Here is a 23414-nt window from a genome sequence, read left to right on the forward strand (position 1 = left end):
TGATACCGAGCACGTCAAGCGGGGTGCGGCGTTCAGAGCCGGGTGAGGACCTCGAAGTCGTACCCGTCGGCCACCGCCAGGTGGACGTGCTGGTCGGCCTGCTGGCCGCGGAACTCGATCGTGCCGCGCGGGCCGTGGTAGGCGACGCCGTCGATCGCGGCGTTGAGCGCGGGCAGGTCGGGCGTGCCCGCCCTGCGGACGAGCGCGGCCAGCGTGTGCAGCCCCTCATAACAGGATTCGGCGGCGTTGTTCAGCGCGGGCGCGCTCGCGCCGTGCCGGTCGACGTAACGGCCGAGCAGGTCCATCGCGTCGGCGGTCACCATCGACCGGAAGTAGGCCGCCGACACGTACAGGTTGCCGGTCGCGTCCGCGCCGCTGGCCAGCAACATGTTCTCCTCCATCAGCGGGCTGAACCGGACCAGCCGGTCGCCGAGCCCGTGCGCGGCGAAGCTGCGGTTGAACCGCACCGCGTCCTGCCCGACCAGCAGCATGAGCACACCGTCGCTTGTGGACGATTCGATCGCGCGGACCACTGTGGACATGTCGCCGGAACCGAGCCCGACGAACGCCTCGCCGGTGATGTCCAGGCCCAGCTCGTGCGCGTACTGCCGGATCGCCCGCGCCGACCGGTGCGGCCACACGTAGTCGTCGCCGACGACGAACCAGCGGCGTGCCCCGAGCTGGTCCCGCAGCCAGCGCAGCGCGGGCTCGATCTGGCACCGCGGCGTCTCGCCGGAACAGAAGATGCCCGCGCGCCGCTCGCCGCCTTCGTAGAGCGAGGTGTACACGTAGGGCACCCGATCGGCCACGACCGGGGCGAGCGCGTGCCGGACCGAGGAGATGTGCCAGCCGCTGACCGCGTCGACCCGGCCGCCCTCGACGAGCCCGCGCAGGTCCTCGGCCACCTGGCCGGGCGGCGCGCCCCCGTCGACGATCTCGGCGTCGACCCGCCTGCCGAGGATGCCGCCGGACTCGTTGAGCTCGTGCACGGCCAGGTCGGTGATGGCCTCGCAGGAGGGACCGAACAGCCCGGCGGGCCCCTGGAGCGGGACCACCATCGCGACGCGCCAGGATTCGTCGCGGGTCCGCGTGGCGAGGCTGGGGGGCATGGCGCTCCGTGCGATGGCCCGGTAAGGTCAAAGTGCTTTCACCTGGAAGTATTGTCGCGGTGGCCCTGATTTGGCAAGCGCTGGGGGCAACTCCCGCGCCGGGTGTCGGCGGGGTAGTGGTCGTGGGGACAAGGGGACGGGGCGAGATGGCGTCACGCGGTGTGGAAGAGACACGTGCTCTCGCGGCGTCTTCCCCGGGTACCCCGCTCACCGGCGCGCTGATCCGGGCGGCACGCGCCGTGACGGCCAGGGTCGAGCAGGTGCTCGCCGCCGAAGGGCTGACGCTGGACCAGTGGCTGGCGCTGGACGCGCTGACCGGGCGCGGCGGCGTGGCGATGACCGAGCTCGCCGACCGCACGCTGACCACCGGCCCGACCCTGACCAGGGTGGTGGACCGGCTGGTGGGCACCGCGCAGGCCTACCGCGAGGTGGACGCGGGGGACCGGCGCCGGGTGCTGGTGTACCTGTCCGCCCGCGGCCGCGCGACCCATCGGCGGATCGCGGCGAGGATCGGCGAGGTCGAGGCCGAAGTGCTGACCGAGCTGAGCGCGCCGGACGAGCTGCTGGCGGATCTGCGCCGCCTCGGCGGCTGACTTCCGCCGGGCCCGAAAACCGAGGGACGCCTTGGGTGCGTTCAGTGCACCGAGGGACGCCCTTGTCGCACTCAACGCACCAAGGGCGTCCCTCGGTGCGGCCGTGGCGGCGCCAGGTGAACTCGTCGCGGGTAGCCTCGCGGCAGCGACGGGAGGAGTACGCGTGGTCCGGGAACAGGCTGGTCAGGTGCTGGCCGCGAACCTCAGGGCGTTGCGCGAGCAGGCCGGGCTGTCCCTGTCGGAGCTGGCCAGGCGGTCGGACATCGCGAAGGGGACGCTGTCGCAGCTGGAGTCCGGCGCCGGTAATCCCACCATCGAGACGGTGTTCAGTTTGTCGAACGCTCTGGAGGTGCCGGTTTCGTCGCTGCTCACCGAGCGCGCCGATCCGGACGTCGTGCTGGTGCGGTCCGCGGGGCTCGACGTGCTCAGCAGCAACGCCGTCGACCTGCGGATGCTGCGGCGGATGGACGTCACCGACACCGTGTTCGAGCTGTACGACCAGCGCGTCCGGCCGGGTGAGGTGCAGCGTTCGGCAGGACATCCCGGCACCGAGCACGTCGTGGTCACGGCCGGACGGCTCCGGGTCGGCCCGCCGGATTCGCCGTACGAGCTGGGTCCCGGCGACTACGTCTGCTTCCCGGCGCGGGGCCCGCACATCTACGAGACCGTGGATGGCCCGGTGACTTCGGTGCTGCTGCTCGAGTACCCCGCCGACGCCGGCCCGCCGACGCTCGGCGGGTCGTGCGCGCGACCGGTCACCGCGCCCGGCGGGGCTTGACCGGGAGCGGGCGCGGCACCTAGCCTCGAAATCGTTCATTTCAATGAACGGTGGTGAGCGATGCGGCATCCGGACGTCGTGGTGGCCGGTGCTGGCGTCGTCGGTGCCGCGTGCGCGGAGGCGCTCAGCCGGGCGGGGCTGCGGGTGCTCGTCCTCGACCGCGGCGCGCCCGCGAGCGGGACCACGGCGGCGGGCGAGGGCAACGTGCTGGTGTCCGACAAGGAACCCGGCCCGGAGCTGGTGCTGGCGCGGGCCTCTCGGCGTCGCTGGCCGGAACTGCTCGCGGAGCTGCGCGAGGAACTCGGGCCCGCAGCCGCGGAGGCGGAATGGGAGCCGAAGGGCGGCCTCGTCGTCGCCACCACCGAGGAGACCGCCGCGCCCCTTCAGGGCTTCGCGAAGGCGCATCGCGACGTGGGCATCCGCGCCGAGCCGATCACGCTCGACGAGGTCGCGAGCCGCGAGCCATGGCTGACCAGGAAACTCACCGCGGCGATCCACTACCCCGAGGACGCCCAGCTCCAGCCGGTCCTCGCCGCGACGACGCTGCTGGCGGCCGTCCGGGCGCGCGGCGGCGAGGTGCGCCCCGGTGTCCGGGCGGTCGGGGTGCGTCGTGGAGAAAACGGTGCGGTACAAGCGATCCGGACGGACCGGGGCGAGTTCCCATGTGCCGCGGTGGTGAACGCCTGCGGCCCGTGGGCGGGCGCCTTCGCGGCGGACTGCGGGGCCCCGATCGCCGTGCTGCCCCGGCGCGGCCTGGTGCTGGTGACCGCGCCGCTGCCGCCGGGCACCGTCCAGCACAAGGTGTACGACGCGGACTACGTCGGCGCGGTGGCCAGTGGCGACGCCGAGCTCCAGACGTCCACAGTGGTCGAATCCACCAGGGCGGGGACCGTCCTCATCGGATCGAGCAGGCAGCGCGCCGGATTCGACGAGACGATCCGCTTCGACGTGCTGCGTGAGCTGGCCCGCAAGGCGGCCGCGTTGTTCCCGGTGCTCGCGAACGTGCCGGTCATGCGGGCCTACGGCGGATTCCGGCCCTACACGCCCGATCACCTGCCGGTGATCGGCGAGGACCCGAGGCTGCCGGGGCTCTGGCACGCCACCGGCCACGAGGGCGCGGGCATCGGGCTCGCCGCCGCGACCGGGCAACTGCTCGCCGAGCTGTTCACCGGCCGGGAATCCACAGTGGACGCCACGCCGTTCCGGGTCGGCAGACCCGCGGTGGCCGAGGAGGTGCGAGCGTGAACGTCGAGGTCGACGGGCACCCGGTCGACGCGAGGCCGGGGCAGACGGTGGCCGGGCTGCTGCTCGCGCTCGGCCGGACGTCGTGGCGGAGTACGCGCAACGGGGGCAAACCTCGGGGAGTCTTCTGCGGCATTGGGGTGTGCTTCGACTGTCTCGTCGTGGTCAACGGCGTGCCCGACGTCCGCGCGTGCCAACGGCTGCTGGCCGAAGGCGACGCCGTCCGGACCCAGCACGGTGCGGAGCTTCCCTCGTGAAGGAGGTGGTGGTCGTAGGCGCCGGTCCCGCCGGGATGGCCGCGGCCGACGCCGCGGCGAAGGCCGGGTGCCGGGTCCTCCTGATCGACTCGGCGGCCCGGCTCGGAGGCCAGTACCACCGGCAAGATTCCTTGCTGGATAAGGAGAAGTTCACCCCGCACCGAAACGTCGAGCGGTTGACGGAGACCACCGTGACCGCGCTGGAACCCGTCGGGCCCGGCCACCGGCTGCACCTGCGCACCGGCCCGGCGGACGGTCCACAACGGACCGCTCGGTACGTCGACACGGCGGCGCTCGTACTGGCCACCGGTGCCCACGACCGCGCGCTCCCGTTCCCCGGCTGGGATCTTCCCGGCGTCTACACCGCGGGCGCCGCGCAGGCGCTCGCGAAGGGGCAGCGCGTCGCGGTCGGCAAGCGGGTCCTGCTCGCCGGGACCGGTCCCTTCCTGCTGCCCGTCGCGGCGTCGCTGCTCGACGTCGGTGCGCGGATCGCCGGTGTACTGGAGGCGAACGGCGCCGTCGCGGGCTGGCTGCGGACGCCCTCGGCCGTGTTCGCCGGTCGCCGTAAGACCGCCGAACTCGCCGGATACCTGCGGACGCTGGCCGCGCACCGCGTGCCGTACCGGGCGCGGAGCACGGTGCTCGCCGCGCACGGCCGCGACCGGGTCGAGGCGGTCACCACCGCGCGGCTCGACCACGGCTGGCGGGTGCGGCGCGGCACCGAACGCCGGGTCGAGGTCGACGCGGTGTGCGCCGGGTTCGGGTTCGTGCCCCAGCTCGAACTCGCCGTATCCGCGGGATGTGTGCTGGCGGACGGGTTCGTCGCGGTGAACACCGCGCAGGCGACCTCGGTCCCCGGCGTGTTCGCGGCGGGCGAGCTGACCGGCGTCGGCGGCGCGGACCTCGCCGCGGCCGAAGGAACCGTCGCGGGACTGGCCGCCGCGTGCTCGCTCGGCGCGCCCGTCGACGTCCCGCGCCGGGCGCTGCGACGGGTCCGGGCGGGCCGGGTGTTCGCCGAGGGGCTCGGCCGCGCCTACCCCGTGCGCGCGGGCTGGCGGACGTGGCCGGACGACGAGACGCTCGTCTGCCGCTGCGAGGAGGTCACCTGCCGTGAGCTGCGCGAAAGCGTCGAACGCCGAGACGTGCTCGGTGTCCGCTCGCTGAAACTCGTCAGCCGCGCCGGGCTCGGGATGTGCCAGGGCCGGATCTGCGGCCGGAACGTCGCGGAGCTGGCCGGGGTGCCGTCCGACGGGTTCGCCCGGCGGCCGCTCGCCGCGCCGATCCGGCTCGGCGAACTGTCCGATGTGGAATCACCATGGGAGGGAAAGGCATGACGAGTAAGGAACTCGACGGGGTCATAGTCGCCACGGCGCTGCCCTACATCGAAGACGCGAAGGCCCCCGCCGGGCTCCGGGTGGACTACGACCGGTATGCCGAGCACTGCCGATGGCTCGTCGACAACGGCTGCCACGGAATCGGCCCGAACGGCTCGCTCGGCGAGTACTCCTCGCTGACCGACGAGGAACGCCGCCGGGTCGCGCGGACCGCGATCGAGGCGGTCGGCGACGACGGGGTCGTGGTGGTCGGGGTGCACGGCGTCGGCGCGCACCAGGCCAGGGAGTGGGCGGAGAAGGCGGCCGAGGACGGCGCGCACGGCGTGCTGTGCCTGCCGCCCACGCTGTACCGCGCGAACCGGAGCGAGGTGCTGCACCACTACGAGCAGGTGGCGAGTGTCGGGCTGCCGGTGATGGTCTACAACAACCCGATCGACACCAAGGTGGATCTCACTCCCGAGCTGCTCGCGGAGCTCGCGCGGCTGGACAACGTCGTGGCGGTCAAGGAGTTCTCCGGTGACGTCCGGCGGGTGCTGGAGATCAGGGAACGCGCTCCCGGGCTGACCGTGGTGGCCGGCGCGGACGACGTCGCGCTGGAGGCGGTGCTGATGGGCGCCACCGGCTGGTTCGCCGGGTTCCCGAACGTGTTCCCCGCCGAATCGGCGCGGCTGTTCTCCTTGGCACGGGAGGGAAAACTGGCCGAGGCGCGGGCGCTGTACGAACCGCTGGTCGCCGCGTTCCGCTGGGACTCCCGCACCGAGTTCGTGCAGGCGATCAAGCGCGGGATGGACCTCGTCGGCCGGTTCGGCGGGCCGTGCCGTCCGCCGAGGGGCCCGCTGTCCGCCGAACAGCTCGCGGCGCTCGACGCCGACCTGCGCCGCGCCGCCGACTTCCTGCGCGCGCACCCGGTGGCGGCCTGACATGCGGGCGTCGCGGTACTTCAGCGCGGTCGATTCGCACACCGAGGGCATGCCGACGCGCGTGATCACCGGCGGGGTCGGGGTACTGCCCGGCGACACCATGGCGGAGCGGCGCGCGCACTTCGTGGCGAACCTGGATCACCTGCGCGAGCTGCTGATGCACGAGCCGCGCGGGCACGCGGCGATGAGCGGCGCGATCCTGCAACCGCCGACCAGGGCGGACGCGGACTGGGGCGTGCTCTACATCGAGGTGTCCGGCTGCCTGCCGATGTGCGGGCACGGCACCATCGGCGTCGCCACGGTACTGGTGGAGACCGGGATGGTCATGGTGACCGAACCGGTCACCCTGGTCCGGCTCGACACCCCGGCCGGGCTGGTCGTGGCCGAGGTCGCGGTGTCCGAGGGGCGGGCGGTATCGGTCACGATCCGGAACGTGCCGTCGTTCTCCCACCAGCTCGACGCCGAAGTGGACGTCCCGGGAACCGGCAGGATCCGGTACGACATGGCGTACGGCGGGAACTTCTACGCCATCCTGCCGATCGCCGAGCTCGGTATCCCGTTCGAAAAGTCCGAAAAGGACCGGATCATCCACACCGGACTGTCCATCATGGACGCGATCAACGAGCGGAACCGGCCGGTGCACCCCGCCGAGGCCGGGATCGGCGGCTGCAAGCACGTCCAGTTCGTCGCGCCCGGCCGGGACGGGAGCGACGCCCGCAACGCGATGGCCATCCATCCCGGCTGGCTCGACCGGTCGCCCTGCGGCACCGGCACCTCCGCCCGCATGGCGCAGCTGCACGCACGCGGTGAGCTCGCGCTCGGTGAGGACTTCGTCAACGAGTCGCTGCTCGGTACCCGGTTCACCGGCAGACTGGTCGAGCGGGTCTCGGTCGGCGGCGTGCCCGCGGTGGTGCCCACGGTCACCGGCAGCGCGTGGATCACCGGGATGGGCCAGTACCTGCTCGATCCGACCGACCCGTTCCCGAAGGGCTTCACCCTGTGACCTGAGGTCAGACCCGGTTCGCGGCCATGTCCATGAGCCGGGGCAGCACCTTCTCGCCTTCGGTGCGGAGCCCGTCGTGCTCGGCCTCGTTCGTCACCCACGTCCGGAGGGCGCCCACCGCCGCGGCGGTTTCGAGCGAGAGCCCGGCATCGACGTACATGTCGTCGTGGTAGACGAGCGCGGCCACCGGGACGGTGTTGGCGGCCAGCCGCGCCGGATCGTAGAGCGCCGGCCAGTCATCCACTGTGGACAGAAGGTCGACGGCGCCGGCGAACGGCCGCAGCGCGTGGATGTCCTCGAACATCCACGGGTAGATCATCTCGCCGGTGAACAGCAGCGGATCGGCGTCTTCGGCGAACTCGCCGAACGTGGCCATCATCCGGTGCGCGGCCCACGCCGTCGGTGTCGAACCCTGACCGTAGACGAACTCCTGGAGCGCCGCGTATAGCGGGCGACCGGCGAAACCGGTGGTGGTGAGTGCCGCCATCAGGAAGGTGTCGGAGACTTCGGTGCCGTCGAAGGCTTCGTCGAGCAGCCAGTGCGTCTGCTCGAAGGTGTCGGACATGCCGAAGCCGAAGCCGAACAGGCGAAGCCGCCGAGGAGTGAGCCGGTCGCCGTCCGGCAGCCGGACGTCGTGGCGTGCCAGGTGGTCGGCCAGCCGCCGCACGCGGTCGCGATCCTCCGGGTACCGCGCGTAGAACTCGGCCATCTTGGCCCGGACCCGGGGATAGGTGCGGGCGTAGACCTCGTCCGCGGTCGCGGTGAGCCCGGGGAGCCCGCCGGTGATGTAGCAGGCACACAGCCCCTCCGGTGCCCGGGACAGATAGCTGAGCGTCAGGAACCCGCCGTAGCTCTGGCCGAGCGTCTCCCACGGCTGCTCGCCGCACAGCCGGGCCCGGATCACCTCGCAGTCGGCCACGATGGAATCGGCCCGGAAGTGCCGGAGGTACGCCGCGAGCGTGGCGGCGTCCATGCCCGCCGCCACCCGGCTGGTGACCGGGGTGCTGCGGCCGGTGCCCCGCTGATCCAGCAGCAGTACGCGGTGGGTGCGCAGCGCGTGCTTGAGCCAGCCGCTGGACAGGACCGGCCGCGGGCCCTTGCCACCGGGACCGCCCTGGAGGAACAGCAGCCACGGGAGCTCGTCGCCCGCGCGGGCCGGATCGACCAGCTCCCTGGCGAACACCTCGATCGACGGCCCGGACGGGTCGCGGTGATCCAGCGGTACCGGGAAGACGTGGTCGGTGGCGGCGAAACCGGGCAGTCGGGGCATCGAGGTCCTTTCGTCTGCTGGTAAGGAAATCCTAGCCGGGATGCTCAGCCGAGCCGGTCGAGGACGGTCACGACTTCGCCGCCCCGCCGGAGGAACCCGCCATGGCTGCTCGCCACCGAGTGCACCTCGAACGGGTTCGCCGGGGTGAGCGCGTCGGCCTCCCGGATGTAGCGGTCCTGCGCGGCGGGCGGCATCGCCCTGTCCTCGGTGAGGCGGACGTAGGTGCGCGGGATCCGGCCCCAGGTGTCCTTCTCCGCGCGGTGGTCCCATTCCGGATCGTCCAGCCACAGCACCTCGTCCGGCTGCATGGCGGCGAGGCCGCGGCGGAACTCGTCGTCGGTGAGCTCGCCGGCGATGGCCTCGCGCAGCGCGGTGACCTGCGCCCGGCCGGCGCCCCGCCAGTTCAGCCGGAGGCAGCCGAGCACCGCGGGATCACCGGCGAGCAGCGGCTCGGAGGCGGCGAAGAGCGCGCTGCCGGACCACTCCGGGAGCCGCGGGTACGCCCCGGGTGCCAGCTCGACCGGGCACTGCGCGGCGATGTAGACGAGCCGGTCGACCAGTTCGGGGGCCGCGTTGGCGACGCCGGTGGTGACGAGCCCGCCGAAGCTGTGCGCCACCAGTACGACCGGCCCGTGTGCGCGGGCCCGGCGGACCACCTCCAGCACGTGCCCGATCATGTCCGCCGCCGTGACACCGGCGATCGCCGACGGTTCGGTCGCGAACGTTTTCAGGTCCTGTTCGTAGTAGGCCCGGGAGAAGCCCGCGCCCCGGCCCGGCAGATCGACCGCGACCGTCCGATGCCCGCGCAGGCCCAGTTCCTGCTGGACCGCCGACCAGCTCTGCGCGTTACCCGCCGACCCGTGCACCAATACGTAGGTGGAAGACATACGGCGATTATGGGCGCGACGTTCCGGGGCGTCCAGGGAAATGTACACAAGGGCGGGAAAACCCGCCTCATCGCGCGGATGTATTCGATGAAAAGAAGAGAACAAAACAAGGTCTGCCACGACCGCTGATCGCATTATAGCGCACAATTCGCGCGGTGTCCGCTGATTTTCGGGGGGTGGTGCTGAAGGACGCTTTCAGTGCATCCAGCGCACTGAAAGCGTCCTTCAGCGCGCCCAACGCACTCAAGGCGTCCTTCAGCTCCGCCGGGCGCTGGATCTCGCCGATCCCAGGGACGCCTTCGGTGCGCTCACCGCACCGAGGGACGCCCCCGTCGCATCCAACGCACCAAGGGCGTCCCTCGGCGCCCGCCACCCAAGCATCGCCCCACCGCGGCGTTCAAAGCCCGAGGAACGCAATGAAGGACCCTTTCAGTGCGTTGGGCGCAGTGAAGGACGCCTTCAGTGCATTGACTGCACTCAAGGCGTCCTTCAGCACCACCGGCCCGGCTCGGTCAGGACAGGATTTCGACGTATCCGTCGGTTCCGTGTACGCGGATCCGCTGTCCGTCCTGGATCAGTTTCGTGGCCTTTTCGACGCCGACGACGGCGGGCAGCCCGTATTCCCGGGCGATGACCGCGCCGTGGGTCATCAGGCCGCCCACCTCGGTGACGAGACCGGCGATTCCGACGAACAGCGGGGACCAGCTGGGGTCGGTGAAGGCGGTGACGAGGATGTCACCCGCTTCGAGGTCGGCGTCGGCCATGTCGAGGATGACGCGGGCCCGGCCTTCGACGGTCCCGGTGGAGACCGGGAGGCCGGTCAGCGCGCCGTCGGGGATGTCGTCGCGCCGGTAGGCCCCGGAGACGGCTTCGCCGTCGGAGGTGAGTACCCGGGGCGGGGTGAGTGCCTGGTGGACCTGGAACTCCTCCTTGCGCTGCCGGACGAGGTTTTCGTCCACCCGGCCGGTGTGCGCGGCGTCCCGGAACTCCTCGAAGGTGAGGTAGAAAACGTCTTCCTTCTCGGAGATCACCTCGGCCTCGGCGAGGCGTTCGGCTTCCTTCAGCAGGGCTTGTTTGTAGACAAAATAACGGCTGATGATGCCGTATTTCGGGTATTCCCGGTAGCCGATGAAGGTGCGGACCTGATCGATCATCCGCTTGGTTTCCCCGGCTTTCCGGTCCCCGTCCGGCAGGGCGCGCAGCCGGGTCAGCACGTCCTGCTCCTTCTCCAGCGCCTTCCGCCGTCCTTGTTCGAAGCGCAGTTCGGCGGCGCCCGGCTCGAAGTTCTTGACGTTGTCGAGGATCACGGGCACCAGGGTGGCGGGGCGTTCGCGCCAGCGTGGCCTGGTGATGTCGATCTCGCCGACGCAGCGCATGCCGTACCGGTCGAGATACGCCGTGATGGCGTCACGCGCTTCGATGCCGCCTTCGAGCTTCGGCAGTTCGTCCAGGAAGGTCTCGTCCTCGACGTCCCGCAGGAAGGCCACCACCTCCGGCCACGGCCGGATCACGTCCGCGACGTCGAGCAGCGCCAGTCCCATCTCCGAGGTGACGTTGCCGGGCGCGGACAGGGTGAGCGTGTCGGCCGCGTTCTTCTCGCCGAGCCACTCCTGCAGTTTGTCGTTGAGCCACCAGGTGGCCTCCATGCCCGCCATGATCGCCTGGAAGCTCACCGGGTCGCCGAGGACCCGTTTGTGCTCCTCGAAGGCCTTCAGCAGGAAGTCGAACACCGCCGGCCCGGTCACCGCCTGGATGTCGTGCTCCAGCGCGGCGATGGACTCCTGACTGCGCTCGATCAGCTCGGGAACGATGGCCGGGTCGGGATCGGCGGGCGCGGGCGCGCCGCCGGCCGGCGGGCCACCGGGGCTCGCGTCCGGAAGGGACGGGACGAAACCCTCGCGGTCGAGCACGGTCTCCAGCGCGTCCCGCATCAGCGGATCGCCCTTCCCCATCAGGTCCAGCAGGGCGGCGCGGCTCGCTGGCGAGGCCAGACGCCGGGTGATGTCGACGAACAGCCGCCCGCCCGCCTTGGCCATCGGCACCATGGCCGTCAGCTGCCACACGGACAGGCCCAGCGGCTTCATGGCGTCGGTCATCATCTGCTGGTGACCGACCGAGGCGTAGACGTGGTTCTCCTGATCACCGGTCTCGGGGATGGGGAACAGCGTCGTGATCGGCCGGCTCTGCACGATCTGGAAGTCGTCCTCGACCAGGCACCATTCGATGTCCTGCGGGCGGCCGAAGTGCGCTTCGATCCGCCGCCCGAGCGCCACGAGCCGCACGACCTGCGCGTCCGTCAGCGACGGCTGCTCCTGCTGTGCCGGGTCGATCGCCGTTTCCCGGGTGCCGCCCTCGGCCAGTGGGAGCACGGCACGCTGCTTGGCCGCGATCGTCTTGGCGACGACCTCGCCGTCCCGCACCCTGAAGACGTCCGGGTTCACCAGGCCGGACACCAGGGCCTCGCCGAGGCCGAAGCCGGCGTCCACGGTGGCGTCCTTCCGGTTGCCCGTGACCGGGTCGGCCGTGAACAGGATGCCGGACGCCTCCGGGAAGACCATCCGCTGCACGACCACGGCCATCTGGACGGTGCGGTGGTCGATGCCGTTCCGCTGGCGGTAGGTCACGGCCCGTTCGGTGAACAGCGAGGCCCAGCACCGGCTGACGTGCTCGACGATCGCCGCCGGTCCCACGACGTTCAGGTACGTGTCCTGCTGGCCCGCGAAGGAGGCCGTCGGCAGGTCCTCCGCCGTCGCGCTGGATCGGACGGCGTACGCGGCCCGCTCACCGAGCCGGGCGAGCGCGCGGGTGATCGCCGCCGAGAGTTCGTCCGGGACGGGCGCCTTTTCGATGATCCGGCGGATCTGCGCGCTGAGGGCGCGGATCCCCTCCCGGTCGTCCGGGTCCGAACGCGACAGCCGGTCGAGCGAATCGTCGAGCGACGGCGCCTCCGCGAGGATCCGCCGGAAGGCGTCCGTCGTCACGCAGAAGCCGCCCGGCACACCGACGCCGTCGATCCGCGCCAGCCCGCCGAGATGCGCGCCCTTGCCGCCGACGTCCGCGAGCCGGGTCTCGTCGACCTCCCGAAGGTCCACTACGTACTGCTCGGTCAACGCGACACCTCCCCGGCAGTCGTGGCCGGCCACTGGTTCGACGTCATCGCGTCCCCCATACGTCGATAACAACACATGCCCGTAGAGCCCTCGTTTCCGCAGGTTGTGGGATCGGCCGCTGATTCTGCACGGTGACCCGGGTCTTGCGGCAAGCCCCCTGGTGCGCTATATGTTGGAAGTGGCAGGGAGAGTTCTCCCTGCCTTTGTCGTTTCATCGTCCACAACGGACGCCCCGGGGCAACCCTCAGCGCGGCTCTCGAATCCGCAGTTCACGCAGGAAGGTCTCCGCCAGCTCCCTGGCCACGAGGCGGGCGGGATCCCGTCCGCTCGTGATCCAGAAGAAGGCCGGGCCGATCAGCAGCGCGGTCGCCAGATCGACCGGGATCGACGGAGTGTCCTCGCGCACAACGCGCTCGATGACGGTCCTGGCGCTGTCGCCGAGGATGTCCTTCGAGGCGAGCAGTTCCGCGACGGCGACGTCGTGTTGTGCCTCGCCGAGCAGGGCCCGATAGGCGGCGCCCGCCGGTGAGCGGGTGAGGAAGTGGACGAGCGCTTCCAGGTAGGCGACGAGGTCGTCCAGGGCCTCGCCAGTGGGTTCGACGGCGAGTTCGTGGGACGCGTCGGCCGCGCTGGCCTCGAACAGGATCTCCGCCTTGGTGGACCACCACCGGTACACGGTCTGCCTGCCGACGCCCGCCTTCTCGGCGATGCCCTTCATGGTCATCGCCGCGTAGCCGATCTCGACCAGCAGGTCGTCGACGGCGTGCAGCACGGCCGCCCGCGCCCGCTCGCTCCGGGGGCGGCCGACTCGTCCGCGCTCTTCAAGCATGCCTCGACTATACCGAGACACCGTGTCTCGTTACGTGCTAGTGTTGCGAGGCATGGTGACTCGAAATGGTCGCCGCCCCCCCCGTCTCGCAGTGACCCGTGGAGGGCTTGAGGAGGTCACGCGCATGCGCCGAGGGGTTTCCCGTGCTGTCGAAAGGAAGTGAAATGAAGACCTCGCCCAAAATCACCCCGGAGACCGTGCCCCGGTCCGCGCGGCCGGGGCTGGTCCTGGCGTGTGTGAGCGCGTGCACCGTGCTGGTCATCAGCCTGGTCGCCGCGATCAACCTGGCGGTGCCGATGATCGCGGCGAGCGAGCTGCGGCCGGACTCGGCGGAGCTGCTGTGGATCGTGGACGCCTACATCGTGGTGTTCGCCTGCCTGGTCATCCCGGGCGGCGCGGCCGGGGATCGCTTCGGCCGCAAGGGAATGCTGCTCACCGGGCTCGTCACCTTCGCGGTGGGCGCCGCGGTTTCCGCGGTCTCGGTGACCGTGCCGGTCATGCTGATCGGCCGCGTGCTCACCGGGCTGGGCGCTGCGCTGGTGCTGCCGAACGGCCTGGCGGTGCTGGTGCACGCGACCGCGCCCGAACGGCGCGGTCGTGCCCTCGCGCTCTGGGCCGCGGTCACCGGCGTTGCCGGGATCGTCGGGAACATCGGCGGCGGCGCCCTCATGTCCGTGGGGTCGTGGCGAAGCCTGTTCGTCGCGATCGTGCCGATCGCGCTCCTTTGTGGACTGTGGGTGCTCCTGGCCGCGCCACGGAGCGGCCGGCACTCCCGTAGCCTCGACCCGGCGGGCACCGCCCTGTTCGTCGCGGCGATCGTGGCCCTGCTCGTCGGCATCATCGAGGGACCGGCGCGGGGCTGGGGCAGCGCCGTCGTGCTCATCGCCTTCGCGTTCAGCGTGGTGCTCGGAGTGCTCTGGGTCGTGGTCGAACTACGCGTCGCGCATCCCCTGCTCGACCCGCGCCTGTTCCGTATTCCCCTGCTGCGCAGCGCCGCCCTCGGCATGCTCGTCATGTTCTTCGGCAACTTCGGGCTGTTCTACCTCAACGCCTCGATCCTCCAGTACGGGCGCGGGTACTCCGTCCTGCAGGCGGGGCTCGGGGTCTTTCCCCTGACACTGCCGGTGATGTTCGGCTCGCGGTACGTCCCGGAGCTGGCGAAGCGCATCGGCGTCCCCGCCACGCTTTCCGCCGCCTTCCTGGCCACCGGCGCCGGACTGTTCGGGCTCTCGACCGCCACGGAGCAGCCGTACCCCGTCTACGCGATCTGGCTCGTCGTCATCGGTGTCGGCATCACCCTCGGCCTGCCCTGCCTGACCGCCGAGATCACCGCGGCGCTGCCCGCCGAGCAGGCCGGTGTCGCGGGCGGACTCCAGTCCGCGACCAGGGAACTCGGCAGCGCGCTTGGCGTCGCCGTCGTCGGCACCGCGCTGACGGCGAGCTTCACCCATGGTCTTCCCGCGAGCGTCCGCGCGCACGACCCGGTTCCCCGCACCATCGCCGAGGCGCTCACCGCGGCGCCGGCGCAGCACGCCGAAATCGTCGGCGCCTTCGCCTCGGGCGCCGGGACCGCGCTCCGGGTCGCGAGCATCGTCACGCTCGTCGCGGGCGCGGTGGCCGTCGCGGGCGCGGTGCGGTCCGGTACCCGCCGTCGTGGCTAGAAGACGCACTGCGGCTTGTCGGGATCACCGCGCACCGCGCCGTTCGCGGATCCCTCCGTGGGCGGTGCGGCGGCCGACGGCGGTGCGGCGGGCGTGCCGCCGAAGGCCGCGGGCAGGCCGTGGTAGTCCGTGCCGAGGTACACCGCGATGTGCCCGGCGGAGGCGGCCGTGCTGGCCGAGACCGCGGTGATGCCCAGCTTCCCGGCGAGCGCGTCGGCGTCGGCCTTCGCGCCCTTGCCGTAGAACACCTGTGATGCGGGCCGGCTGGCCACCGCGGAGGTATCGCCCTTGACGAACCCGTGTGCCGCCACCGCGTTCACCAGGTCGGCGGCCGCGTTGTCCACTCCGGACGCGTTGCGAACGTCCACAGTGGATCCTCCAGAACCGGCCGGGGTGGTGGGCGGCGCCGATGTCGCGGGGGGAGCGGCGGGGGCCTGGCCGGGATTGATCCACGCCTGGACGGCGGCCCGCATCTGCCCGATGTCGATCCGGTTGATGTCGACCTTGCTGCCGCCCACGGTGATCGTGTCGGTCCCCTGGATCGGCAGGGTGTGGAACACGATGTTGGCCGGGTTGAGGTTCTTCGCGTGTTTCGCGAGGTCGAGGATGTTCCAGCCCTTGTCGTAGACGACGTCCTGTTCCGCGGCGGTGAGCAGGTTCTGCAGGTCGGAAAGGCTGCCGAAGACGCCGTCCCGTTTCAGGGTGCTCGCCACCGAGGCGAGGAAGGCCTGCTGGCGGGATTCGCGGCCGAGGTCCTCACCGGGCAGGCCGTGGCGTTGCCGGACGAACTCCAGCGCCCGCTCGCCGTCGAGGTGCTGGGGCCCCGCCGGGAAGTCCGCGCCGGAGTCCTGGTCCTTGGTCGCCTCCTTCAGGCACACGTCGACGCCGCCGAGCGCGTCGGCGAGGTGGTAGAACCCGGCGAGGCTGACCTCGGCGAAATGGTCGACGTGGATGTTCAGGAGGTTTTCGACGTTCTTGATCGTCGAGGTGCGGCCCGCCTCGCGGCTCTTGAACTCCAGCGTCGCCTGGTCGTGCTCGCCCTGGGCGTACAGGCGTTCCTGCTCCTGTTCCTTCGCCCAGCCGTAACCTTCCTTGATCTTGCCCTTGGTGGCTCCCAGCAGGGGCCCGTCCACGAAGGTGATGTAGTCGTCGCGGGGTATCGAGATGCCGGTGGCCTTGCTGCCGTCGTTGGGTACGTGCAGCAGGATCATCGTGTTGGTGTTGTAGCCGCCGGTGTGGTCCTGGTGATCGGGGGAGTGCTCGGCGTCGAGGCCGTTCCCGGCGTGGAGCGCTTTCAGGACGTTCGGCGGGAGGTCCTGACCGTTCTTGTCCTTGCGGGTGGTGAGCCCGAGCAACAGGATGTTCTGCGATCCGTCCGGCGCCTTCCCCTCGCCCGAGATCGCGCCGGACGCGCCGAGTTCCTCCGCCTGGCGCAGGGTGTTCCAGAAGAACCCGGTGACCACGAGGGTCAGCACGGACAGCAGGGCGACCAGCGCGCGACCGGCCACGACCTGGGGACGGTGCCTACTCGCGGCCTTCGGATTCCGGGCGTTGGGCTTCACGCGTCCCTAGACGCCGATGTCCCCGTCGCTGTTGCACGGCGTGACGAATCCTACGTCTCGACATGGTGCGGAATGCCGTGCACGGTGTGCGCCGCGAAGCCGAGTGCCTCGCCGACCAGGCCGGTCAGGTGATCGCTGGTGATCCGGTACAGCATGCGCCGTCCCTCGCGGCGGACCTGGACGAGCCCGGCCAGCCGCAGCCGCCCCAGGTGCTGGGAAACCGACGAACGGGACGCCGCGACCTGCTCGGTCAGCGTCGTCACGTCCTGCTCGGTGGCCAGCAGATGCAGCAGGTGCAACCGGGTCGGGTCGGCCAGATGCCGCAGGATCTCCGCGGCCACGTCCAGCTGCCGCTGGTCGGCCGGGTGACCGGGCCGGGTCACCGAGGTCGGGTTAACATGCGCGTGCATGGTTGCATAATGGCGGTGAACAGGGTGTTCGCACAACTCGGCGCCCGGAACGGGAGGACGGCCATGGGTTCGGCACACGGCCACGGGCACGGCCACGGGCACGCCCCGGCGTCGCGCTGGGCGAGGGCGCGGCACGCGCTCACCCACGCCTTCACGCCGCACAGCCACGACAGCGCCGACCGGTTCGACAGCGCGCTGGAGGCGAGCAGGCAGGGCACGCGGACGCTGGTGTGGTCGTTCGCCGCGCTGTTCGTCACCGCGGCCGCGCAGCTCGCGGTGGTGCTGCTTAGTGACTCCGTCGCGTTGCTCGGGGACACCGTGCACAACTTCGCCGACGCGCTCACCGCGCTGCCGGTCGGGATCGCGTTCGCGCTCGGCAGGCGGGCGGCGAGCCGCCGGTTCACCTACGGTCTCGGCCGCGCGGAGGATCTCGCCGGGGTGGTCGTGGTGCTGGTCATCGCCGCGTCGGCGGTGTTCGCCGGGTACGAGGCGGTGCTGCGGCTGCTCGACCCGCGCCCGGTCGGGCACCTGTGGGTCGTCGCGATCGCCGGGGTCGTCGGCTTCGCGGGCAATGAGCTCGTCGCGCGCTGGCGGATCACGGTCGGCCGCCGGATCGGTTCGGCGGCGCTGGTCGCCGACGGGCTCCACGCGCGCACCGACGGGTTCACCTCGCTGGCCGTCGTCGCGGGCGCGGGCGGGGTGGCGCTCGGGTTCCCCCAGGCCGATCCGATCATCGGGCTGGTGATCACCGTGGCGATCCTCTTCGTGCTCCGTGACGCGGCGAAGGAGGTCTTCGGCAGGCTCATGGACGCCGTCGACCCGGCGACCGTGGAACTGACCGAACGGTCGGCCGCCGAGGTCGACGGCGTCGTCGGGGTGAGCCAGCTGCGGATGCGCTGGACCGGGCACGTGCTGCGGGCCGAGCTCGCCGTCGCCGTCGAACCCTCGCTCACCGTCGAGGCCGCGCACCTGCTCGCGCACGAGGTCGAGCGTCACCTGGTGCGGGAGGTGCCGCGGCTGACCGCCGCCGTCGTGCACACCGAACCGGCGACCGGGGCGCACCGGGCGCACGCCCTGCTCCACCCTTGAATTCGCTCCCCGGTCTCTGAAGGCCACCTTGAGGGACCTGGAGTCCCTCAAGGTGGCCTTCAGAGATCTTCCGGGGCTCGATTTCCCGTCAAGTCTATGTTAGGAAAGGTTCCTAACTAATGACTGGCTCGGGAGGCGATGTGCGCAAGCGTGGCCTGGTCGCGGCGGCGGTGCTGGTGGTACTCGGGGGCGGCACGGTCGCCGACGCGCAGACGGCGGGAACCCCGGAGGCGGAACCCGCCGGTGCTCACCCGGCGAAGAACATCATCTACATCCAGGGTGACGGGATGGGGCTCGGCCAGCGCGACCTCATCCGGCTGGCGACCGTGGGCAAACGCGGGGAGCTGGAGATGAACAAGCTCCCGGTGACCGGCCTCGTCCGCACCGCGCCGGACGACCCGGACGAGATCGTCACCGACTCGGCGGCCGCCGCGACGGCGCTCGCGACCGGGCACAAGACCCGCAACGGCGCGGTCGGCGTCGACACCCATGGCCGTCCACTCGAGACGGTCCTGGAACGAGCCAAGAAGGCGGGGAAGTCGACGGGCCTGGTCACCACGGCGCAGGTCACCGGCGCCTCGCCGGCGGCGTTCGCGGCACACGTGCCGAGCCGGGACTCCCAGAGCGACATCGCCAAGCAGTACCTGGAGAACAGCCGTCCCGAGGTGCTGCTCGGCGGCGGCGAGGACTGGTGGTTCCCGAAGGGGAATCCCGGTGCCTGGCCGGACAAGCCGGGCGAGGAGAGCCGCAGCCCGTACGGCAACCTCGTCGAGCGCGCGCAGCGGACGGGATACACCTACGTGCGCAACGCCGACGAGCTGGCACGCACCCGCGGCGGCCGGATTCTCGGCCTGTTCGCGAACGAGGACATGGTCGACTACGGTCCGGACGGCGTCGGCAAGTACGCGCCGAAGGTGCCGTTGCGGCAGATGGCGCGCAAGGCGCTTGACACGCTTTCGCAGAACCCGCGCGGTTTCTTCCTGTTCCTGGAGGAGGAAGGCATCGACGGGATGTCGCACGAGAACAACGCGCATTCGGTCATCGACGCCGGGCGCGCGCTGGAGGAGACGGTGGCGGAGGTGATGCGGTTCGTCCGCACGCATCCGGACACCCTGGTGATCATCGGCGGCGACCACGAGACCGGCGGGCTGAGCATCGAGAACCACGACAGCTCCAACACCGGGCCGGAACACGCCCGCGAGGACGGCCCGTTCCCGGTGCCGGGCTCGAAGCTGGAGTTCACCGTGGACTGGACGACGAACGACCACACCGGCGCCGACACCCCGGTCACCGCGAGCGGCCCTGGCTCCGCGCGGCTGCGCGGGTTCGTCGAAAACACCGACGTCTACCACGTCATGCGGGACGCACTCGGCCGCTGAGCCTGTGGTGTTCTTCGTCCTTTGTGGACGATTCGGACAGCCGCTCCGGTCGAGCGCCCCAATGTGGCATTGGGTGCTCCACCCTTGCCCCCGCCACCACCCTCAACGGAGACGCTGCGCGTCCGGGCTTGAATCGGCAGCGAATGTGGCGTTCGGTGCGTTGGACGCACCGAACGCCACATTGGGGCGCTTGCCGGTGGCGGGCCACGTAGATGGGGCTTCGCCGGGGTGCTAGGAATCCGTAAGTTCGGTGCGCGGTACCTTGCCGCCGCGCGCCGGGCCGGATTCCATCGAAGAATGGGCAGAGGTCTCGTACGTGGGCACGCGTGGGGCGTGCGCCACGACGACCGGCCGCCTGATCCGGTGCCGGTCGGCGATACCACCGGTCCCGGCGATTCACCGGCCGGCAGCTGAATCCTGCCCATTTCGCGCGGCCTTCCCGCGCTTCAGTCCTTTGTGGATGGATCATGCCCGAAAACCCCACGATCCTCGTCACCGGAAGCACCGACGGTATCGGCCTCGAAACGGTGCGGCTGCTCGGTGCCGGCGACGCGACGATCATCGCGCACGCCCGCACCCGCGAAGAAGGCGAAGAAGCCCACCGCAGGCTGGTGAGTTCCGGCGTCGACGCGCGGCGCCTCCAGCCCGTCGTCGCGGACTTCACCGATCTGCGGCAGGTGGCCGAAATGGCCGCCGCGGTCGCGCAGGCGTTTCCCCGGCTGGACGTCCTGGTCAACAACGCGGGTGTCGCGGGTACCGGCGACCGCGTGCTCACCAGGGACGGCAACGAGGAGACGTTCCAGGTCAACTACCTGGCCCCGTACCTGTTGACCAGGCTGCTCGAAGACCGGCTCGGCGCGTCGACGGTGAGCCGCGTGGTCAACGTGTCCTCGTCGCTGCATCGCGGCGGCCGGATCAACTGGAACGACCTCAACGGGAAACGGCGGTACAACCGCGGTGCCGCGTACGCCCAGTCCAAACTGGCGCTGACCATGCTCACCACCGCGCTGACCGAGCTCCGGCCCAAGGTACGGGAGGCCGTCAGCGTGCACCCCGGCATCGTCACCACCGGAATGCTCCGGCACTACAGCTACCGCGGCCGTCCCGTTGTCGAAGGGGCCGAGGTCGTCGCCCGGCTCGCCGATCCCGGGGCCAAGGTGCTGGCGGGTGCCTACTACGACGGTCGCCTTCCCGCCAGGGCCTCGGCCGCGGCGGTGGACGCCGAGGCCGTCGCGAAGCTCTGGAAGCTCAGCGAACGGCTGACGCTGGTGGAGCGGCACCGCGGCTGAGCCTCAGCGCATCGGCCGCCGGTATCGGGTACGCACCATCAGCGGCTCGCCGTTCTCACGGCGGACCGCCGGGCGCGTGCCCGGCCGGCGGTCGGTGTTCAGCCACCACTGGAGGAACCGCAGCACCAGTGCCAACAGCACACAACACGCGATCAGCAGCGCCGAATAGGCCAGGTCGCTCATGCAACGCCTTCTTTTGCCGGGGACGAGGGGTTACCGCCCAGCATGCGGCCGCGACGCCCGCCCGGCGTAGCGGCGCTCACGAACCCTTGACGCCCCAACGGAAGATGTTGACGCCGTTCGCGACCTCCGGCGTGAGTGCTGTGAAGGACTCCTTCAGGGCGTTGAGCGCCGGTAAGGGGTCCTTCACGGACCGCTGAAGAACGGCGTTGCAACCCGCTCGTGCGTCACTGCCAAAAACGCGCGTCGGAAACCTGACCGGTATGCCATTTTCGGCCGGGGTCACCGGGTTTTCTTGACACTCCCGTGGCCCCGGCCGAAACTCGTTTCGCCACGGGCGCCTTTCCCGGAATTCTGTCCGATATCACGCGTACTGGAGAAGCTATGCGGTTTTCCGCTCGACTTCGTTTCGGCAGGGTCGTTTCGGTTTTCCCGGCGGTGCTGCTGGCGGCCATGGTCGCTGTGGCTACCCCCGCGACAGCGGACGAAGGGTTCTACAGCCCGCCTTCGCCGTTGCCCGCCGGGCAGAACGGTGACGTCGTCAAGTCGCAGCCGTCGGCCTTCGCCGGCGGCAGGGCGACCCGGATCATGTACCTGTCCCGTGACACCAAGGACAAACCGATTCCGGTGACCGGCACGGTGATCGTGCCGACGACGCCGTGGACCGGCCAGGGGCCGCGGCCGATCGTCGCCTACGCGCCGTTCACCGCGGGTATGGGCGATCAGTGCGCGGTGTCGAAGACGATCGCGGGCGAGGGCAGTGCCGACCTCGTCGCCAACGTGCAGACGCAGTTCGTGAACGCGTTGCTGCAAAAGGGTTTCGCCGTGGCGCAGACCGACTACGAGGGACTCGGCACCCCGAACGCGGAGCACGCGTACGTGATGCGCCGCTCCGAGGCGCACACCACGCTGGACGTCGTCCGCGCGGCGCAGCGGCTGCCCGATTCGGGGCTGGCCAAGGACGCTCCGGTCGGGATCGTCGGCTATTCCCAGGGCGGCGGCGCGTCCGCGGCGGCGGTGGAAATGGCTCCGGACTACGCGCCGGAACTCAACCTCAAGGGCGCATACGCGGGTGCCGCCCCGGCGGACAAGGCCGTGCTCGCGAAAAGCCTCGACGGCGCGTACGCGGCCGGTTTTCTCGGATTCGCGCTCATCGGTATCAACACGGCCTATCCCGAAACACACATGCTGGATCTGGCCAACCCCGCCGGTGCGCAGTTGTTCATGCAGGCCAGCAGGCTCTGCACGATGGACGCGATCTTCCAGCTGGCCTACAAGCAGACCAGTGCGCTGACCAAGGACGGCAGGCCGGTGTCGGCCTACCTCGCCGAGGCCCCGTTCAAGGCCGTGGTCGACGATCTGCGGATCGGCAACCTCAGGCCCGCCGCGCCGGTGCTCGTCGAGCACACCCCGCTGGACGACATCGTGCCCTACGGCCAGGGCAAACAGCTGGCCAAGGACTGGTGCGGGCAGGGCGCGAACGTCGAGTTCAAGGATCTGGCCTCGTTCACGCCGGTGTTCTCCCACGCGCTCGCCGCGTTCACCGCCTCGGGCAACGCCGCCACCTGGATCGCCGACCGCCTCGCCGGGAAACCCGCGACGGGCAACTGCGGTGGATTCTGAACCCGGCTCAGCGCTCGCCGATCCGGTCGAGGTCGGCGAGCACGTCCGGGGGCAGCACCAGATCCGCGGCGGCGACGTTCTCCCGCAGATGCGCCACCGACGAGGTGCCGGGGATGACCAGCATCGTCGGCGAGCGCTGGAGCAGCCACGCGAGCGCCACCTGCATCGAGGTCGCCCCGACGCGGCGGGCGCAGTCCGCGAGCAACTCGGACCGCAGCGGGCTGAACCCGCCGAGCGGGAAGTACGGGACGAACGCGATGCCCTCGGCCGCGCACTTGTCGACCAGCGCGTCGGCACCGCGGTTGGCCAGGTTGTACTCGTTCTGCACGCACACCACCGGCGCGATCGACCGTGCCTCGTCGAGCTGCTCGGCGGTGACGTGGCTGACGCCGAGATGCCGGATCAGCCCCTGCCGCCGCAGCTCGGCGAGCGTGCCGAACTGCTCCGCGAGCGACCCGGCCACCGGGTATTCGGCCCTTTCGCCCGCCAGCCGCAGATTCACCACGTCGAGCGTGTCGAGACCGAGGTTGCGCAGGTTGTCGTGCACCGCCGAGGTCAGCTCTTCCGGGGACTGCGCGGGCGGCCAGCCCTTGTCGGGGGTGCGCCGCGCGCCGACCTTCGTGACGATGCGCAGGTCACCGGGGTAGGGGTGCAGCGTGTCGCGCAGCAGCGTGTTCACGGTGTGCGGGCCGTAGAAGTCGCTCGTGTCGAAGTGATCGACGCCGAGTTCGCGGGCCTCGCGCAGCACGGCGACGGCGGCGTCGTGATCCCGCGGCGGCCCCCACACGCCGGGGCCGGCCAGCTGCATCGTGCCGTATCCCATCCGGTGCACGGTCAGCTCGCCGCCGAGCGTGAAGGTGCCGCCGAGAGTGGCGTCCGTGGCCATGTC

The 23414-nt window shown here is 70.9% G+C and carries 21 protein-coding genes; 12 read left to right on the forward strand and 9 right to left on the reverse strand.

Going from position 1 to position 23414, the window contains the following annotated elements:
- Positions 1-32: 32 nt before the first annotated feature.
- On the reverse strand, positions 33-1058 hold the full coding sequence (locus ABD987_RS26215; protein WP_345399960.1) for a substrate-binding domain-containing protein: 1026 nt from the start codon (positions 1056-1058) through the stop codon (positions 33-35).
- A 197-nt stretch (positions 1059-1255) separates the two neighbouring features.
- Between ABD987_RS26215 and ABD987_RS26220 the strand changes: the two genes are divergently transcribed.
- The 7 genes from ABD987_RS26220 (at position 1256) to ABD987_RS26250 (ending at position 7236) form a co-directional block, all read left to right on the forward strand.
- Positions 1256-1702, forward strand: coding sequence for a MarR family winged helix-turn-helix transcriptional regulator (locus tag ABD987_RS26220; protein ID WP_378214409.1), 447 nt, complete (start codon positions 1256-1258; stop codon positions 1700-1702).
- 163 nt (positions 1703-1865) lie between these two features.
- Positions 1866-2480 (forward strand): helix-turn-helix domain-containing protein, encoded by a 615-nt coding sequence (locus tag ABD987_RS26225; RefSeq protein ID WP_345399081.1) that lies wholly within the window; start codon positions 1866-1868, stop codon positions 2478-2480.
- 60 nt (positions 2481-2540) lie between these two features.
- Positions 2541-3725 (forward strand): NAD(P)/FAD-dependent oxidoreductase, encoded by a 1185-nt coding sequence (locus tag ABD987_RS26230; protein ID WP_345399084.1) that lies wholly within the window; start codon positions 2541-2543, stop codon positions 3723-3725.
- Complete coding sequence (locus ABD987_RS26235) at positions 3722-3979, forward strand: (2Fe-2S)-binding protein (protein ID WP_345399086.1); 258 nt, start codon at positions 3722-3724, stop codon at positions 3977-3979. Before ABD987_RS26230 ends, ABD987_RS26235 begins: the two co-directional genes overlap by 4 nt.
- The gene (locus ABD987_RS26240) at positions 3976-5313 is read left to right on the forward strand and encodes an FAD-dependent oxidoreductase (protein ID WP_345399089.1); all 1338 of its coding nucleotides are present in this window, start codon (positions 3976-3978) and stop codon (positions 5311-5313) included. The genes ABD987_RS26235 and ABD987_RS26240 overlap by 4 nt, the downstream gene beginning before the upstream one ends.
- Positions 5310-6233 (forward strand): dihydrodipicolinate synthase family protein, encoded by a 924-nt coding sequence (locus ABD987_RS26245; protein ID WP_345399092.1) that lies wholly within the window; start codon positions 5310-5312, stop codon positions 6231-6233. The genes ABD987_RS26240 and ABD987_RS26245 overlap by 4 nt, the downstream gene beginning before the upstream one ends.
- A 1-nt stretch (position 6234) precedes the next feature.
- Positions 6235-7236 carry a proline racemase family protein gene (locus ABD987_RS26250; protein ID WP_345399095.1) on the forward strand — a complete coding sequence of 334 codons (1002 nt, stop codon included), beginning with the start codon at positions 6235-6237 and terminating at the stop codon, positions 7234-7236.
- A 7-nt stretch (positions 7237-7243) separates the two neighbouring features.
- Here the strand turns inward: ABD987_RS26250 and ABD987_RS26255 are convergent, their stop codons facing one another.
- The 4 genes from ABD987_RS26255 to ABD987_RS26270 all read right to left on the reverse strand — a co-directional run bounded on the left by ABD987_RS26255 (position 7244) and on the right by ABD987_RS26270 (position 13332).
- Positions 7244-8506, reverse strand: a complete 1263-nt coding sequence (locus tag ABD987_RS26255; protein ID WP_345399098.1) for an alpha/beta fold hydrolase — start codon at positions 8504-8506, stop codon at positions 7244-7246.
- Positions 8507-8550: 44 nt separating this feature from the next.
- A complete protein-coding gene (locus ABD987_RS26260; protein ID WP_345399101.1) occupies positions 8551-9393 on the reverse strand; it encodes an alpha/beta fold hydrolase in 843 nt (280 codons plus the stop codon).
- Between the two features lie 512 nt (positions 9394-9905).
- Positions 9906-12503 (reverse strand): rifamycin-inactivating phosphotransferase, encoded by a 2598-nt coding sequence (gene rph, locus ABD987_RS26265; protein ID WP_345399104.1) that lies wholly within the window; start codon positions 12501-12503, stop codon positions 9906-9908.
- 244 nt (positions 12504-12747) lie between these two features.
- Complete coding sequence (locus tag ABD987_RS26270; RefSeq protein WP_345399107.1) at positions 12748-13332, reverse strand: TetR/AcrR family transcriptional regulator; 585 nt, start codon at positions 13330-13332, stop codon at positions 12748-12750.
- Between the two features lie 164 nt (positions 13333-13496).
- On the opposite strand from ABD987_RS26270, the gene ABD987_RS26275 reads away from it, so the two are divergent.
- Positions 13497-14993: an MFS transporter gene (locus ABD987_RS26275; protein WP_345399110.1), complete on the forward strand. Its 1497-nt coding sequence runs from the start codon at positions 13497-13499 to the stop codon at positions 14991-14993.
- On the opposite strand, the gene ABD987_RS26280 is transcribed toward ABD987_RS26275, so the two are convergent.
- Both ABD987_RS26280 and ABD987_RS26285 read right to left on the reverse strand, forming a co-directional pair.
- Positions 14990-16555 (reverse strand): LCP family protein, encoded by a 1566-nt coding sequence (locus ABD987_RS26280; protein WP_345399113.1) that lies wholly within the window; start codon positions 16553-16555, stop codon positions 14990-14992. The two genes, ABD987_RS26275 and ABD987_RS26280, sit on opposite strands and share 4 nt — an antisense overlap.
- A 50-nt stretch (positions 16556-16605) precedes the next feature.
- On the reverse strand, positions 16606-16965 hold the full coding sequence (locus tag ABD987_RS26285; protein ID WP_345399116.1) for an ArsR/SmtB family transcription factor: 360 nt from the start codon (positions 16963-16965) through the stop codon (positions 16606-16608).
- Positions 16966-17028: 63 nt separating this feature from the next.
- On the opposite strand from ABD987_RS26285, the gene ABD987_RS26290 reads away from it, so the two are divergent.
- From ABD987_RS26290 to ABD987_RS26300, 3 genes are all read left to right on the forward strand, one after another.
- Positions 17029-18054: a cation diffusion facilitator family transporter gene (locus tag ABD987_RS26290; protein WP_345399119.1), complete on the forward strand. Its 1026-nt coding sequence runs from the start codon at positions 17029-17031 to the stop codon at positions 18052-18054.
- 119 nt (positions 18055-18173) lie between these two features.
- Entirely contained in the window at positions 18174-19433 is a 1260-nt protein-coding gene (locus ABD987_RS26295) for an alkaline phosphatase (RefSeq protein ID WP_378214408.1), read from the forward strand.
- A gap of 467 nt (positions 19434-19900) precedes the next feature.
- Positions 19901-20722: an SDR family NAD(P)-dependent oxidoreductase gene (locus tag ABD987_RS26300; protein WP_345399122.1), complete on the forward strand. Its 822-nt coding sequence runs from the start codon at positions 19901-19903 to the stop codon at positions 20720-20722.
- A gap of 3 nt (positions 20723-20725) precedes the next feature.
- Here ABD987_RS26300 and ABD987_RS26305 read toward each other — a convergent pair whose 3' ends face one another.
- A complete protein-coding gene (locus ABD987_RS26305; RefSeq protein ID WP_345399125.1) occupies positions 20726-20905 on the reverse strand; it encodes a hypothetical protein in 180 nt (59 codons plus the stop codon).
- Positions 20906-21286: 381 nt separating this feature from the next.
- On the opposite strand from ABD987_RS26305, the gene ABD987_RS26310 reads away from it, so the two are divergent.
- On the forward strand, positions 21287-22525 hold the full coding sequence (locus tag ABD987_RS26310) for a lipase family protein (RefSeq protein WP_345399128.1): 1239 nt from the start codon (positions 21287-21289) through the stop codon (positions 22523-22525).
- A gap of 7 nt (positions 22526-22532) precedes the next feature.
- On the opposite strand, the gene ABD987_RS26315 is transcribed toward ABD987_RS26310, so the two are convergent.
- Positions 22533-23411 (reverse strand): oxidoreductase, encoded by an 879-nt coding sequence (locus ABD987_RS26315; protein ID WP_345399131.1) that lies wholly within the window; start codon positions 23409-23411, stop codon positions 22533-22535.
- Positions 23412-23414: the final 3 nt, after the last annotated feature.

The sequence above is a fragment of the Amycolatopsis samaneae genome (assembly GCF_039541975.1).
Taxonomy (GTDB): domain Bacteria; phylum Actinomycetota; class Actinomycetes; order Mycobacteriales; family Pseudonocardiaceae; genus Amycolatopsis; species Amycolatopsis samaneae.